10 protein-coding genes are annotated in these 15,057 nt (G+C 59.7%); 3 read left to right on the forward strand and 7 right to left on the reverse strand.

Annotated features, from left to right (window positions below):
* Positions 1-41: 41 nt before the first annotated feature.
* Positions 42-1,079 carry an HlyD family secretion protein gene (locus tag AB5Y47_RS04625; protein ID WP_039038992.1) on the reverse strand — a complete coding sequence of 346 codons (1,038 nt, stop codon included), beginning with the start codon at positions 1,077-1,079 and terminating at the stop codon, positions 42-44.
* Between the two features lie 10 nt (positions 1,080-1,089).
* Complete coding sequence (locus AB5Y47_RS04630; RefSeq protein ID WP_039038991.1) at positions 1,090-1,422, reverse strand: DUF3302 domain-containing protein; 333 nt, start codon at positions 1,420-1,422, stop codon at positions 1,090-1,092.
* A 216-nt stretch (positions 1,423-1,638) separates the two neighbouring features.
* Here AB5Y47_RS04630 and AB5Y47_RS04635 point away from each other — a divergent pair, with 216 nt between their 5' ends.
* On the forward strand, positions 1,639-3,282 hold the full coding sequence (locus tag AB5Y47_RS04635; protein ID WP_263308545.1) for a mechanosensitive ion channel family protein: 1,644 nt from the start codon (positions 1,639-1,641) through the stop codon (positions 3,280-3,282).
* Positions 3,283-3,344: 62 nt separating this feature from the next.
* Here the strand turns inward: AB5Y47_RS04635 and AB5Y47_RS04640 are convergent, their stop codons facing one another.
* The 5 genes from AB5Y47_RS04640 to adhE all read right to left on the reverse strand — a co-directional run bounded on the left by AB5Y47_RS04640 (position 3,345) and on the right by adhE (position 11,677).
* Positions 3,345-4,766: a carbon starvation protein A gene (locus tag AB5Y47_RS04640; RefSeq protein ID WP_171865464.1), complete on the reverse strand. Its 1,422-nt coding sequence runs from the start codon at positions 4,764-4,766 to the stop codon at positions 3,345-3,347.
* A gap of 144 nt (positions 4,767-4,910) precedes the next feature.
* Positions 4,911-5,615, reverse strand: coding sequence for a two-component system response regulator BtsR (gene btsR / locus AB5Y47_RS04645; RefSeq protein ID WP_039038988.1), 705 nt, complete (start codon positions 5,613-5,615; stop codon positions 4,911-4,913).
* Positions 5,612-7,303: a sensor histidine kinase gene (locus tag AB5Y47_RS04650; RefSeq protein ID WP_041212838.1), complete on the reverse strand. Its 1,692-nt coding sequence runs from the start codon at positions 7,301-7,303 to the stop codon at positions 5,612-5,614. The genes btsR and AB5Y47_RS04650 overlap by 4 nt, the downstream gene beginning before the upstream one ends.
* 352 nt (positions 7,304-7,655) lie before the next feature.
* On the reverse strand, positions 7,656-8,891 hold the full coding sequence (locus AB5Y47_RS04655; protein ID WP_103243338.1) for an HD-GYP domain-containing protein: 1,236 nt from the start codon (positions 8,889-8,891) through the stop codon (positions 7,656-7,658).
* A 110-nt stretch (positions 8,892-9,001) separates the two neighbouring features.
* A complete protein-coding gene (gene adhE / locus AB5Y47_RS04660) occupies positions 9,002-11,677 on the reverse strand; it encodes a bifunctional acetaldehyde-CoA/alcohol dehydrogenase (protein WP_069652659.1) in 2,676 nt (891 codons plus the stop codon).
* An 833-nt stretch (positions 11,678-12,510) separates the two neighbouring features.
* Here adhE and AB5Y47_RS04665 point away from each other — a divergent pair.
* Positions 12,511-13,146, forward strand: coding sequence for a YchE family NAAT transporter (locus tag AB5Y47_RS04665; protein ID WP_010674328.1), 636 nt, complete (start codon positions 12,511-12,513; stop codon positions 13,144-13,146).
* A gap of 280 nt (positions 13,147-13,426) precedes the next feature.
* A complete protein-coding gene (locus AB5Y47_RS04670; protein ID WP_128272867.1) occupies positions 13,427-15,046 on the forward strand; it encodes an ABC transporter substrate-binding protein in 1,620 nt (539 codons plus the stop codon).
* Positions 15,047-15,057: the final 11 nt, after the last annotated feature.

Here is a 15,057-nt window from a genome sequence, read left to right on the forward strand (position 1 = left end):
AAGCGGGCCGGCAGGATGCCGGCCCGTGCAGGTCAGGGACCTCAGTGGAAGGGGAACAGGTAGTTGAGCCAGCTACCCATGCGCATCAGGATCTTGCGCATGATGGCCACGTGGTGGAAGTGCTCGGTATAGATGGCGGCCTGACCGCTGGAACCCGCGATCACCTGGTAGTTTGCCCACTCGGGATCGGTGATCTCGAGCACGATGGGCAGGCGACCCGGTACCTGTGCCGAGGTCTGATCGATAAGACCCGCCTGTGCCTGGATATTGCCCGGTGCCATGGCCGGGATAACGGACTGCACCTTGGCCTTGAAGATGCGACCCGGAATGCCGTCGAGCACGACTTCGGCCTCGTCACCCGCCTTGAGCCGCTGCATGCTGTTCTGCCAGAACCAGCCGACATAGGCATTGGCATCTTCATGAATGAAGGTCATCACGGGGCGGAACATGAAGGGGGCGGCAATCATGCCCGGGCGCAATGCCAGTTGTACGACATGACCGTCACTCGGGGCGTAGACCACGGTCTGCTCCAGATCGTACTTGGCGATGTTGAGCTGGGCACTCAGGTCATTGAGGGTCGCTTTCTGCTGATCTATCTGGGCGACGATGTCATCCACGTTGGCTTGGGTGACGTCGAGGTCGCGCTGTTTGCCGATGCCCCGTCGCATCAGCTCCTGGGCGCGATCCCTGTCCAGGCTGGCGGAGCGCAGGCGGGCGTCCAGAGCCTTCAGAAAATCGGTGTTGGAGGCGAGGCGCGCCGTCAGGCTGGCGACCTTCTCCTGGAAGGGCTCAGCGTCGATGCGAAACAGCACATCCCCTTTCTTGACCGGTTGGTTGGGCTTGACCGGGACGTCGGTGACTCGTCCCTTGACCAGGGGCACGACCGGGGTGGAGACATAATAGTTGCGAGCCAGCTCGGAATAGGGGTGGTTGTAGTTCATCAGCATGATGAGTGTGCCGATGATGATGACGCCACCCAGCACGGCGGTCGGCACGGTCCACTTGTTGAGCGGGATCTTGAAGATCTTGAAAATACCTATGCAGAGGGCTGTATAGGTGAGAATAAGTAGCAGGTCCATGGGGCGTTACCTATTTGTCGGTCTGTTCGAGCGTGGTCATGCGAGCCTGCAGTGCTGCCAGCTCCTCTTTGAGTGCGCTGATCTCTGTTTCGTCATGTTGTAGGCGTTGCGAGAAGCCCCAGCCGCGATCGGGGCGATAAATCGTGGCCCAGATCCAGAGGAAGGGCCAGAGCACGTGCAGGGTGAACAGGCTGACCCAGCCTGCCACGTGAATGGCGTCCTGGTGGGGGTGATTACGGTGCTTGGCAATTTCATATGGAATATCGTGAATGACGATAATGCCATAGAACATGACCAAGACGACAAACACCAGGATCCCCAGGGCAATGTAGTCAAGTACCATCGATTTCTCCCGTCTGAGTCGCTAACAATGCTTCGATTGTCGAGTCGAGGCTTCGGCAATAATGACAGCATATGCCGTCGGTGCAAGTCTGCAATCGGAGAGTTGGTGTGGCGGTACAGGCATGGTTCATCGGTTGCTCATTTAACACACAAAATTGATTTGGTTAGATAAAATCAAACAGCAATGGATGCCCGGGCAAGGTGAGAGGTGAACCTGATGAACGAATGGTGCAGTGGCAAAGGATGGCGGCTTGGCCTGTTGCTGATCTGCCTGTTGTGGTCCCGCCTCGGCTGGACCGCCGAACCCAGAATGGAGCCCAATGAGCAGGAGCGGGCACAGACCCTGGTCCTGCTTCATGAACCCATCGTCATGCTGACGGCTAAATATGGCAACCTGGATGGGGCGGCCAGGGTACGGCTGGCCCATGAGCGAGTTCAGCGGATGGAGCCAAGCGACCTCATGACGCCTGTGACCGTGACGAAAGGCAGCCGGCACGGCCAGGAGAGCCGGGAGTTTCTGGTCAATGGCAAGCGCATTCTGGTGCTGTTGGAAGGGGACCTTGATGAATTCGACGAGCTGACCCTGGATCAGGCGGCCGAACGCGTCCTGCATCGGCTCGACGGCGTGCGCATCAAGTATCTCGAGCTGCACTCGACCCCCTATTTGCTCAGAGCCGTCGGCTTGGCGGTGGTGGTCAGCCTGATCTTCTTCGGTCTCATCTGGCTGTTGCAGCGGGGGCATCGGCGAGTCAGAAAGTGGCTGGCCAACCGCCTGTTGCTGCAGAAGGGGCTGGTCCCCCACTCCTGGCGCCAGGTCACCGGGAATGTCGAGGTCCGCTTGCTCGGCCTCATTACTCTGCTGCTCATCTTCATGCTCACCTATGGCTGGCTGACCTATGTGCTCGGCCTGTTCCCCCAGACCCGGGCCTGGAGCTATCAGCTTGGGGAATCCCTGTTTGCCCTGTGTGGCGACATGCTGGAGGGCATGATTGCCGCCATGCCCGGTCTGGTAACCGTGCTGCTTATCGTGGTCATCACCCGTTTCTTCATCAAGATGCTGGCCATCCTCTTCGACCGCATCGAGCGTGGCCAGTTTCGGGTGCAGGGTTTGCACGCCGAGACCATAGGCGCCACCCGGCGACTGCTGTCAGTGGTGATCTGGCTGTTTGCCCTGACCGTGGCCTACCCCTATCTGCCGGGTGCGGATTCCGATGCCTTCAAGGGGATCAGCGTCTTCTTCGGTCTGATGGTGACACTGGGATCGGCCGGTATCATGAACCATGCCATGAGCGGCCTGGTGCTCATTTACTCCCGCGCACTGCGGCCAGGGGATCTGGTGCAGATCGGCGAGGTGGAGGGGATGGTGAGCGAGCTCAACGCCCTCTCGACCAAGCTGGTGACGCGACAGGATCACGAGGTCACGCTGCCCAATGCGGTGGTGGTGGGGGGCAAGGTGGTGAACCTGACACGGCTGGCGGGCGAGAAGGGGGTGGCCCTGCTGACCAAGGTGACCATCGGTTATGACACCCCCTGGCGTCAGGTACATGCCATGCTGGAGCTGGCCGCGCGGCGCTGCACCCGGCTCAATCAGGATGAAGCTCCCCTGGTGCGGCAGTTGAATCTGCAGGATTGGTATGTGGAGTACGAGTTGCAGGTAAGAATGAAGGCGAACGAACTCCCTGCGGTGGTCAAGACGGAACTCCATGGCCATATTCAGGATGTCTTCAACGAGTTCGGGGTGCAGATCATGTCCCCCAACTTCATTGCCCAGCCGGAGCAGGCTGTGCTGGTGGCCAGGGAGCAGTGGTATCAGGCGCCAGCCCGGGCGCCCGATTCCGCCGAGCCCCCCGTCAGGGAGTGACCACAAAAAGCAGAGGCCCGGCAGCAATGCCGGGCCTCTTGTCATGAAGAGAAGCTGACGCCTCAGCTCTCCTTGGCCTCTCTCAGTTGGGAGGGCCTGAATTTCACCAGGAAGGCGAGGGTGATGAGGGCGGTGCTCACCAGACCGATGATGGTGGAAACATTCATCTCGAGGCCGAAACCGATGGGGGCGTTGGCCAGGTAGGTGATGACCACTGCGGTCATGAAGATGGCGGGAATGGTGCATACCCAGTGCAGCTTGCCTTCCTTGATGAGGTAGGCGGCCGCAGCCCACAGCATGATGACGGCGGTGGTCTGGTTGGCCCAGCCGAAGTAGCGCCAGATCACCCCGAACTCGGCTTTGGAGATGATGAAGCCAAGGATGAACATGGGGATGGCGATGAGCAGACGCTTGGCCATGGGCTTCTGGGTCAGGTTCAGGAAGTCCGCCACGATGAGGCGGGCGCTGCGAAACGCGGTGTCACCGGAGGTGATGGGTAGGATCACCACACCGAGGATTGCCAGGATGCCGCCCACGGTACCGAGCAGGCTGGTGGAGACTTCGTGCACCACGGCAGAGGGGCCGCCGCTGGCCAGGGTGGCGTTGAGTGCCTCGGTGCTGTCGTAGAAGGAGAGACCCAGGGTGCACCAGATGAGGGCGATGACCCCTTCCCCTATCATGGCGCCGTAGAAGATGAAGCGACCGGAGCTCTCGTTCTGCATGCAGCGCGCCATCAGCGGGGACTGGGTGGCGTGGAAACCGGAGACGGCACCACAGGCGATGGTGATGAACAGCAGCGGCCAGAGCGGCAGGTCCGTCGGGTGCAGGTTGGAGAAGTCCATCCCGGTGTTGTAGAAGCCCTTGCCGGAGACGATGAGGCCGATGATGAGGCCGACGGACATGAAGACCAGCAGCGCGCCGAAGATGGGGTAGAAGCGACCGATGATCTTGTCGATGGGGACGATGGTCGCGAGGATGTAGTAGGCGAAGATGGCCGCAATCCAGTAGACCAGATCGGTGGAGGTGAGGTTGGCGAGCAGGCCCGCCGGGCTCAGGACAAAGACCACGCCCACCAGCATCAGGAGCACCACGGCAAAGAGGTTCATGAAGTGCTTGGCGGCGGTGCCGAGGTGCTCACCGACCACGGTCGGCACCGAGGCGCCCCTGGCGCGTACCGACAGCATGCCGGAGAAGTAGTCGTGGACCGCACCGGCGAAGATGCAGCCAAAGACGATCCAGAGCATGGCGACCGGACCATAGAGGGCACCCAGGATGGGGCCGAAGATGGGGCCGACGCCTGCGATGTTGAGCAGTTGAACCAGGTAGACCTTCTTGTCCGACATGGGGACATAGTCCACCCCGTCCGCCATGGTGATGGCGGGGGTCTTCAACTCGGGTTTGGGCCCGAATATCCGTTCGATGAATTTGCCGTATATGAAGTAGCCGGCTATCAACAAGCCGACACAGAGGAAGAACCAGATCATTGCTACGCTCCTGCTTTGTTATTTTTTGGTGTGCGCAGCCAGTGTAGGGGGGGACTTCTGTTAACGGCAGGTGAAAGAGGGTGAGCGGCGACATGGCGACCCGAGCGGTTGCCCGCTGTGATCCGGCGCACATCGCGCACCGTTTTATTCCAGTCCCAGCTCGTCTTTGAGCTCCTTGAGGTAGCGGCGGCTGACCGGTACCCGGGCCCCGCTCGGGGTCACGATCTCCGCCAGCTGATTCTCCAGCAACCGGATTTCGAAGATGGCGGTCGGGGCTACCAGATACTGGCGGTGGCAGCGCAGCAACGGGGTCTTCTCCTCCAGGGACTTGAGGGTGAGCTGGGTGTGAAACAGCTCGCCCTGGCAAGCGACATGGACGCCGCCGAGATCGGAGAAGGCGTACTCCACCTGGGAGGTTGGGAGCAGCCGTACCCGGTTGTGCAGGTATCCGGGGATATGGTGGATGGTCGGGGCCAGGGTCCCGACCGGTTGCGGGGTGATGTCCTGCCTGAGCCGCGCCAGGGTCTTGGCGAGGCGCGCCGGCTCCACTGGCTTGAGCAGGTAGTCGAAGGCGTTCTCCTCGAACGCCTGGATGGCGTAGTCGTCGAACGCGGTGACAAAGACGATGCGGGGCAGGGGATCGAGCATGGCCACCAGCTCCATGCCGCTGAGCTTGGGCATCTGGATATCGAGAAACACCACATCCGGCTTGAGTTGCTGGATGAGGCCGAGCGCCTCGATGGCGTTGCCCGCCATGCCCAGGATCTCGATGTCGGGATCGCTGGCCAGCAGCTCTGCCAGCTCTTCGCGGGCATAGGGCTCGTCATCGACGATCAGGGTGCGGATCATGTCATCTCCTTGGCGGTGGTGCGGGGTTGTCGTGGGAGTGTCAGGGAGACCCGGGTCCATTGCTCCGGCTCCCACTGGACGTCAATGCCATAGCGCTCGCCAAAGGCGCTCTTGAGGCGCTTGTCCACCAGGCTCATCCCCAGGCCATCCCCCTGGCCGGATGGCTGCCAGGCCCCGGCGTTGTCTTCGACGCAAAGGGTGATCGCCTCGGGGGTTTCCCTCGCGAAGAGGCGAAGTCGCCCCTCTCCCAGCAGGGAGCAGATGCCGTGCTTGATGGCATTCTCGATGAGGGGCTGCAGGGTGAAGCTCGGCAGTTGCACCTCGGCAAGGTGGGGCGGGATCTCGTTGATGACGGTGAGCCGCTCGCCAAAGCGGGCCTGCTCTATCTCCAGGTAGGAGAGGCAGTGCTCCTGCTCCTCACGCAGCGTGGTCAGGCCGCTCTGGCGCTTGAGGTTGTTGCGAAAGAAGCGGGAGAGGTGCAGCAGCAGCTCCCGTGCCCGTCCCGGATCGCGGCGGGTAATGGCGCTGATGGTGTTGAGGGTGTTGAACAGGAAGTGGGGGTTTATCTGTGCCTGTACCAGCTTGAGCTCGGATTGCACCAGCAGGCGCTGCTGCTGCTCCAGGCGGCCTGCCAGCAGCTGCTGGGACAACAGGTTGGCGATCCCTTCTCCCAGGGTGTGATTGATCTTGAGGAAGAGCCGCTTCTTGGGCTCATAGAGTTTGATGGTGCCGATCACCCCCTCGTCACCCTGCAGGGGGATCACCAGCACGGAGCCGAGCTGGCACTGGGGGGAGATGCTGCAACGATAGGGCTGGCTGTTGCCATCTGCGAACAGCACCTTGTTCTGGGCGATGGCTTGCAGGGTGATCGCCGAGGTGATGGGGGTGCCCGGCTTGTGGTGATCTTCCCCGGTGCCGATGAAGGCGAGGATTTTGTCGGTGTCCGTGATGGCGACGGCGCCGACGCCGGTCTCTTCCTGAACGATATGGGCTATCTTGCCGCTGGCCTCCGGAGTGAACCCCTGGCTCATGATGCCGACGGTACGGTTGGCGATGGTGAGCGCCTTGGCGGAGAAGACCCGGGAGAACTTTTCGTACATCCGCTGCTGGTCGCGGATCATGCTGATGAAGAGCGCCGCCCCGCAGGAGTTGGCGAGGATCATGGGGGTGGCGATGGTGCGCACCAGCAGCAGGGACTTGTCGAAGGGGGTGGCGACCAGCAAGATGATCACCATCTGCATGATCTCGGCCACGAAGGTGGTAAAGAAGGCGACCCTGGGCGCAAAGAGGTCATTGACCCTGCCTGCCCGCATCAGCCGCCAGTGAACCAGCCCCCCCAGCAAGCCTTCGCAGGTGGTGGAGATGGCGCAGGCGAGATCGGTGAACCCCCCCAGAGTATAGCGGTGCAGGCCGCCGGTCAGCCCCACCAGGAATCCCACCAGGGGGCCGCCCAGCAGTCCCCCCAGTACGGCACCGACCGCCCGGGTGTTGGCGATGGCGTCATCGATGTCGAGGCCCACATAGGTTCCCAGGATGCAAAAGCAGGAGAAGATGACATAGATGAGCACCTTGTGGGGCAGCCTGACGGAGTAGTTGGCCAAGGGACGCAGCAGGGGACTCTTGGAAAAAAGGTAGGCGATGACCAGACTGACGCTCATCTGCTGGAGCAGAGAGAGGACTAGTTGCATAAAAAAGCTTCCTCAAAAACCACGCCGGAGCCGGGCGTTGTCATGACGCAGGGTGAGCCTGAGCCCGTCTTGATGCGGGCTGCGGGCTGAACGCTGCGGCAGTTTGCCAGAATGGAAAAATAAAACCATATAAAATCAGCACGTTAAATTGATATTTGTGTAATCGATGCCCGCTTGATATTGCTGATGCGAGCATGAAGGTATCCACCGGATACGCCACACGGAGGTGGCATGCTCCGCCCGGCCATCGGCTGGGCGTTTTTTATCCAGCTCCAATGGTGGACGATTTCGAGGGGACCTGAGCAATTATTCAGGTTTGTCCAATGAGTTATCCCCAGCTTCTGGGGATAACTCAGAAGGCGAAATAGTAACAGACCCGCCGACCCAGACCGAAAAAGGCGCGCTGCGCGTCGTCCAGCTCTTCCTGTCTGAGGGTGGCGACGATGCTTCGCGCATCTTCCCGCAGATCGATCATGGCCACCCCTTCCGGCCGCTGCCCCTTGAGGTAGGGCAGCACCTTGGGTCTGAGGGGCATGCTGGGCTCGGTGGAGAGCACCAGGGCCAGGGCATCGTCATCCAGGCGCACCAGGGAACCCGGTGGATAGACCCCCAGCACCTTTATCAGCAACCTGACCTGGGTTTGCTCGAACTTCTTCTGGGAGAGCTTGTAGAGCTGGCCGATCACCTGGCTGGGTCCCGGCGGGTTGAGGCCGCTGCGCGGGTGAAGCAGCTCGTCATAGTGGTCCACCAGCCCGATGAGGCGGGCGAGGGGGGGGATCTTGTCGCCCTTGATCCCGAGGGGAAAACCGCTGCCATCGAGGCGTTCGTGATGCAGGTAGGCGACCTCGCGGATTCTGGGTTCGAAAGCCTGCAACTGGTTGAGCATCTCCAGTCCGTACTGGGGGTGCATGTTGAGGAAATTCTGCTCCGCCTTGCTGAGCTCCCCCCGCTTCTGGATGATCTGGCTCGGGATCCTGAGCTCGCCGATGTCGTGGATCAGGCCCGCCAGACCGGTTTCCTCGATCTCGACGGGATTCATGCCAAGCTCCCGTGCCATCAGCATGGCGATGAAGGCCACGCTCAGGCTGTGTTGCAGCAGGGTATCCGTGTTCTGGCTGCGGATGAGGTGCAGACCGAGTGGCCCCTGGTGTTCTGCCAGACGGGCGGCGGTGCTGCGCACTATCTGTGCGGTATTGGCCAAGCCTTCGTCCGGTTTGAGGTTGAGGGCGCCAAGGGCGTCGCGAAGATCTGACAGGGATTGACCGAACGCCTTGTCCGCGATGCGAAGGGAGCGCCTGAACGCCTTTTCGTCGAAGGTGGGGCCCTCAGAAGAGGAGGTGGTATTCCCGGTGTCGCTCATCTCAAGAGAGGGAACGGGTTCGGCCCGCAGCAGGGGCTCTACCGGCAGATCGCTCTTGTCGGGATCCACCATCAGCAGGGTCAGGTCGAGGTGGCGGATGATGTCGAGCTGCTGCTGGTCCTTGATTTTGAAGGCGTTGAACATGAAAGGGTGGCTCGTCCATCCCGTGGGAAGATGGATGTAGTGGCCGACTCTCAACTGCTCGATGGAGGCCTGTATCAGCGCCATGGACTAGCTCTTCTGTCGAATTTGCCTATCAACAAGCTAGCAAAATTAAACAGATAGACAAACAAAAAAGCCCGCGCATGTGCGCGGGCTCTTGTCATCCGTGGCGTTTATCAGGCCTTGGATTTTTTCTTGTTGTCCACCTTGGCGTCGACCTTGGCTGCAACCGGGGCGGCAGCAGGGGCTTCCTCGATGAAGGGACGGCCGTAGTAGGTGTCCATCAGGATGGCTTTCAGCTCGGTGATCAGCGGGTAGCGCGGGTTGGCGCCGGTGCACTGGTCATCGAAGGCTTCCAGGGCCAGCTGGTCTACCTTGGCCAGGAAGTCCGCTTCGTTCACGCCGGCTTCGCGGATGGACGCCGGGATCCCCAGGGTAGCCTTCAGCTCGTCCAGCCAGGTCAGCAGCTTCTCGATCTTGGCGGCGGTACGGTCACCGGCAGCGGTCAGGCCCAGGTGGTCAGCCACTTCGGCGTAGCGACGGCGAGCCTGCGGACGGTCGTACTGGGAGAACGCGGTCTGCTTGGTCGGGTTGTCGTTCGCGTTGTAGCGGATGACGTTGCTGATCAGCAGGGCGTTGGCCAGACCGTGGGGGATGTGGAACTCCGCACCCAGTTTGTGGGCCATGGAGTGGCACACACCCAGGAAGGCGTTGGCAAACGCGATACCGGCGATGGTGGCGGCGTTGTGCACCTTCTCGCGGGCAACCGGGTCGTTGGCGCCGTTGATGTAGCTGGAGGGCAGGTAGTCCTTCAGCAGTTTCAGGGCTTGCAGCGCCTGACCGTCGGAGTATTCGTTGGCCAGCACGGAGACATAGGCTTCCATGGCGTGGGTCACGGCGTCGATACCACCGAAGGCACACAGGGATTTGGGCATGCCCATCACCAGGTTGGCATCCACGATGGCCATGTTCGGGGTCAGCTCGTAGTCGGCCAGCGGGTACTTCATGCCGGTGGCGTCATCGGTCACGACCGCAAACGGGGTCACTTCAGAGCCGGTACCGGACGTGGTGGTGATACAGACCAGTTCGGCCTTCACGCCCATTTTCGGGAACTTGTAGATACGCTTGCGGATGTCCATGAAGCGCATGGCCAGGTCTTCGAACGCAGTGTCCGGGTGCTCGTACATGACCCACATGATCTTGGCGGCATCCATGGGTGAACCACCACCCAGGGCGACGATCACGTCCGGCTTGAAGGAGTTGGCCATCTCGGCGCCCTTGCGGACCACGGACAGGGTGGGGTCGGCTTCCACTTCGTAGAAGATCTCCACTTCCATGTTCAGCTTCTTGAGCAGGCGAACCACTTCATCGGCATAGCCGTTGTTGAACAGGAAGCGGTCGGTCACCACCATGGCGCGCTTCTTGCCTTCCAGGTCGCCCAGGGCGATCGGCAGGGAACCACGACGGAAGTAGATGGATTTCGGAAGTTTGTGCCACAGCATATTTTCTGCCCGTTTTGCGACTGTCTTCTTGTTGATCAAGTGCTTGGGACCGACGTTCTCGGAGATGGAGTTACCACTCCAGGAGCCGCAACCCAGGGTCAGGGACGGGGCCAGCGCGAAGTTGTACAGGTCACCGATACCACCCTGGGTGGAGGGGGTGTTGATGAGGATACGGGCGGTCTTCATCTTGTCGCCGAAGTACTTGATGCGGTCGGCATTGCGATCCTGGTCGGTATAGAGACCGGAGGTGTGGCCGATACCACCGATGTTGACCATGTCGCAGGCCATTTCGACGGCTTCTTCGAAGTTCTTGGCACGGAACATACCCAGCGTCGGGGAGAGTTTCTCGTGAGCGAACTCGTCTTCTGCGCAGAGTTCCAGACCTTCACCGATGAGGATCTTGGTGGTGGCAGGCACGGTCACACCGGCCATGGCGGCGATCTTGGTGGCCGGCTGGCCCACAATGTCGGCGTTCAGGGCGCCGTTGATCAGCAGCACTTTACGCACCTTGTCCGCTTCGTCCTTGGAGAGGATGTAGCCGGCGTGGGTCGCGAAACGCTCCTTGACCTGGTTGTAGATGGAGTCGACCACGATGACAGCCTGCTCGGAGGCACAGACCACGCCGTTGTCGAAGGTCTTGGACATCAGGATGGAGGCGACGGCACGCTTCACGTCGGCGGTTTCGTCGATGACGATGGGCACGTTGCCCGCACCCACGCCGATGGCGGGTTTGCCGGAGGAGTAGGCGGCCTTCACCATGCCCGGGCCACCGGTGGCCAGGATCAGGTTGATGTCGTCGTGACGCATCAGGGCATTGGAGAGTTCGACGGAGGGTTGATCAATCCAGCCGATGATGTCTTTCGGCGCACCGGCAGCCACGGCTGCATCCAGTACCAGCTTGGCAGCGGTATTGGTGGAGTTCTTGGCGCGGGGGTGCGGGGAGAAGATGATGGCATTGCGGGTCTTCAGGGAGATGAGGGCCTTGAAGATCGCAGTGGAAGTCGGGTTGGTGGTCGGTACGATACCGCAGATGATGCCTACCGGCTCGGCGATGGTGATGGTGCCCATCTCGTCGTCCTGGCTCAGGATGCCGCAGGTCTTTTCATCTTTATAGGCGTTGTAGATGTATTCGGAGGCGAAGTGGTTCTTGATAACCTTGTCTTCGATGATACCCATACCGGATTCAGCCACGGCCATCTGGGCCAGGGGGATACGGGCGTTGCTGGCGGCCAGGGCGGCGGCACGGAAGACCTTGTCTACCTGCTCTTGCGAGAAGCTGGCGAATTGACGCTGTGCTTCTTTGACGCGGGCAACCAGTGCATCCAGTTCAGCCAAATTGGTTACTGCCATGTTTATCTCCTGATGATTTGAAAACTGTTTAGTAAGACCTTGGCAATGCCCGGCAATTATAGCCACCTTGTCAAGGCGAGAATCACCATAACGGGGTATTTACATGCCTTAGTAAACTGTTTTCTGGCTCGATTATAGGGTCGGGATGTGTCAGAAAAGATTGATCTGGATCATATGTAACAAAAGAACAAAAGAAATTTTGTTTCACCCCTTGTCGCACCATTATGTTACGGGAGTGTGTCATCCTTTCTTGGCACCACGAGCTGCTGTCACGCGCCCTTGGAATATCTGCTCAGGGAAGGGGATCCGATGAATTCTCGCCTTGGCCGGGATGGGAGGAGGCGGTATCGCCGTGATGGTGGCAGAACGTCCACTCCCCTGACGTTTCATTTATGTTGAGAAAGGGGTTGTTGTTTTCATCCAGTCGCCCTGGCGAAACAGCACATCTGGCGGTGGCAGGGAGCTTGTCACCTCTTCACAGCCGGCCCCACTGGCGCCGCACCAGGGTGAGAAAGGCCAAAAATCGGGGTCACAGGAGCGGGTGGGGGTGGCAAGCAGGCGTGGTGAGAAGCAAGGGTGCCATTTGCCAAAAATATCGTTTCTTGGCTGAGGGCTGATATAACGCGCTGCCATGGCACCCGGCGATGTTAATGGCGGCCTCTCTCCCTTAACAACCCGATATGTTGAATTTTGTCGCTACATTAGCGGAACTAACTGAAAAGCCCCGGTAAGGGTGAGATTATTTGATTGGAGAAGGGAAAAGCCATGGTGTAAATTTACGCGCAGTTTGGGGGCTGACCCCTTGTGGCTCGTATTGGTTCTGGATGGCGCCTATGGCAGCAATAGACTTCTCTTTATACCTGAAATTTTTCGTCGGCCTGTTTGCGATCATCAACCCGCTGGGTCTGTTGCCAGTCTTTGTGAGCCTGACGGGCCACATGTCGCCGGAGGAGCGACGCAAGACCAACACCACCGCCCACATTGCCGTGATGATCATCCTGATGGTCTCCATGTGCATGGGACAGCTCATCCTCGACAGTTTCGGCATCTCCCTGGCGTCGTTTCGCATTGCCGGTGGCTCGCTGATCACCCTGATCGCCTGGTCCATGCTGCAGGGCAAGCTGGGGGAGGTGAAGCACAACAAGCAGGAGAAGGGTGAACTGGCTGCGCGTGAATCTATTGCCGTGGTGCCCCTGGCACTGCCGCTGATGGCCGGACCCGGTGCCATCTCCTCTTCCATCGTCTATGCCAGCCAGAAGACCCTGCCCCAGATGGCCGGCATGTTCGTGGTGGTGGTGGCGTTTGCCTGCTGTTCCTGGCTCATCTTCCGGGCTGCTCCCCTGCTGTTCAAGCTGATGGGCAACACCGGCATCAACGTGGTGACCCGTATCATGGGTCTCATCATGATGTCCCTTGGCATCGAGATCATCGTGGCGGGCATCAAGGGAGTCTTCCCCGGTCTGGTGTGAGCCAGGTCCGTTTTTGTCGGAGCCGGTCCTTGTGACCGGCTTTTTATTGTTTCTTTTTTGTTGGTCATTTCCTAGAATCGAGCGGCCTTGTACGAAAAATGACCGCTGCGGGATATTTAAATGCTGAATAAATGGTTTTAAGTTGTTTTTTTGACCATGAAAGCGGCCTGTTCCTGATGATATCTATTGCATTATCAGAATTGTCAGGGAATTATGCGGGCAGCGAGGTGTTTGTCTCGTGGATAACAAATGCATGGAATGTTCTTGTTGGAGTATGGAAATGACTCATAGAAAAACAATTATTAATACCCTTTTATTGACTGCACTTTTCGGTGGCGCCACCCTGGCTCACGCCGCCGATGTCCCCGCCGGTACCAAGCTTGCTCCCGAGCAAACCCTGGTGAAAGGCAATGGTTCCGAACCCGCCACCCTGGATCCCCAGAAAGTGGAAGGTACCCCCGAATCCAACGTATTGCGTGACCTGTTCGAAGGTCTCGTCTCCTCCGGCCCCAAGGGTGAGACCCTGCCCGGCGTCGCCGAGTCCTGGGAAACCAAGGACAACAAACATTACGTGTTCCACCTGCGCAAGGATGCCAAGTGGTCCAACGGGGATCCCGTCACCGCGCATGACTTCGTCTTTGCCTTCCAGCGCGCGGTGGATCCCAAGACGGCCTCTCCCTACTCCTGGTACATGGAGATCCCGACCATCATCAATGCCTCCGACATCATCGCGGGCAAGAAGCCGGCCGACACCCTGGGCGTGAAGGCGGTGGACGATCACACCTTCGAGGTGCAGCTGGAGAAGGCGGTGCCTTACTTCGTCAGCATGCTCTCCCACACCACCACCTATCCGGTCCCGAAGAAGGTGATCGAGAAGTTCGGTGACAAGTGGACCCAGCCCGGCAACATGGTATCCAACGGCGCCTACGTGCTGAAGGACTGGGTGGTCAACGAGCGCGTCGACGTCGAGCGCAACCCCAACTACTGGAACAACGGCAAGACCGTCATCAACAAGGTGACCTACCTGCCCATCCAGTCCACCAACGCCGAGCTGAACCGCTATCTGGCTGGCGAAGTGGATCTGACCTACAACATGCCCATCGAACGCTTCAAGCAGATGAAGAAAGAGCTGCCGGACGAAGTAAAGGTCAGCGGCTATGTGGGCACCTACTACTACACCTTCAACACCAAGCGCAAACCTTATGACGACGTGCGGGTGCGTACTGCACTCACCTACGCTATCGATCGCGACGTGATCGCCGACAAGGTGATGGGCAAGGGTGAGACCCCGGGTTATGCCCTGGTGCCCGACTTCGTGGACGGCTTCAAGCCGGTGGCACCATCCTGGTCCAAGCTGACCCAGGCAGAGCGCGATGCCAAGGCGAAAGAGCTGCTGACCGAAGCCGGTTACGGCCCGGGCAACCCGCTCAAGTTCGAGCTGCTCTACAACACCGACGACAACCACAAGAAGGTGGCCGTGGCCGTCGCCTCCATGTGGAAGAAGCTCGGCGTGCAGGTGAGCCTGGTGAACCAGGAGTGGAAGACCTATCTGGAGACGCTCAAGCAAGGCCAGTTTGATGTGGCCCGTCGTGGTTGGATTGCCGACTACAACGAAGCCTCCTCCATGCTGGATCTGATGCAGACCACTCACGGCAACAACGACGGCAAATACTCCAACCCGACGTTCGACAAGCTGATGAGCGAGTCCCGCAACCAGGTGGATGCCGAGGCGCGCAACAAGCTCTATGTCCAGGCCGAAGAGATCCTGGCCAAGGACATGCCGATCGCCCCCATCTATCAGTACGTGACCTCCCGCATGGTCAAGCCCTACGTGGGCGGCTACCCGGCCAACCCGCTGGACAACATCTACAGCAAAGACATGTACATCGTTGCTCACTGAGTAAAGAAACA

The sequence above is a fragment of the Aeromonas sp. R7-2 genome (assembly GCF_040908105.1).
GTDB lineage: Bacteria > Pseudomonadota > Gammaproteobacteria > Enterobacterales > Aeromonadaceae > Aeromonas > Aeromonas caviae.

Coding starts and splice junctions, on each gene's coding strand:
- AB5Y47_RS04625 (WP_039038992.1), bottom strand. CDS start 1,079: ATGGACCTGCTACTTATTCTCACCTATACAGCCCTCTGCATAGGTATT.
- AB5Y47_RS04630 (WP_039038991.1), bottom strand. CDS start 1,422: ATGGTACTTGACTACATTGCCCTGGGGATCCTGGTGTTTGTCGTCTTG.
- AB5Y47_RS04635 (WP_263308545.1), top strand. CDS start 1,639: ATGAACGAATGGTGCAGTGGCAAAGGATGGCGGCTTGGCCTGTTGCTG.
- AB5Y47_RS04640 (WP_171865464.1), bottom strand. CDS start 4,766: ATGATCTGGTTCTTCCTCTGTGTCGGCTTGTTGATAGCCGGCTACTTC.
- btsR (WP_039038988.1), bottom strand. CDS start 5,615: ATGATCCGCACCCTGATCGTCGATGACGAGCCCTATGCCCGCGAAGAG.
- AB5Y47_RS04650 (WP_041212838.1), bottom strand. CDS start 7,303: ATGCAACTAGTCCTCTCTCTGCTCCAGCAGATGAGCGTCAGTCTGGTC.
- AB5Y47_RS04655 (WP_103243338.1), bottom strand. CDS start 8,891: ATGGCGCTGATACAGGCCTCCATCGAGCAGTTGAGAGTCGGCCACTAC.
- adhE (WP_069652659.1), bottom strand. CDS start 11,677: ATGGCAGTAACCAATTTGGCTGAACTGGATGCACTGGTTGCCCGCGTC.
- AB5Y47_RS04665 (WP_010674328.1), top strand. CDS start 12,511: ATGGCAGCAATAGACTTCTCTTTATACCTGAAATTTTTCGTCGGCCTG.
- AB5Y47_RS04670 (WP_128272867.1), top strand. CDS start 13,427: ATGACTCATAGAAAAACAATTATTAATACCCTTTTATTGACTGCACTT.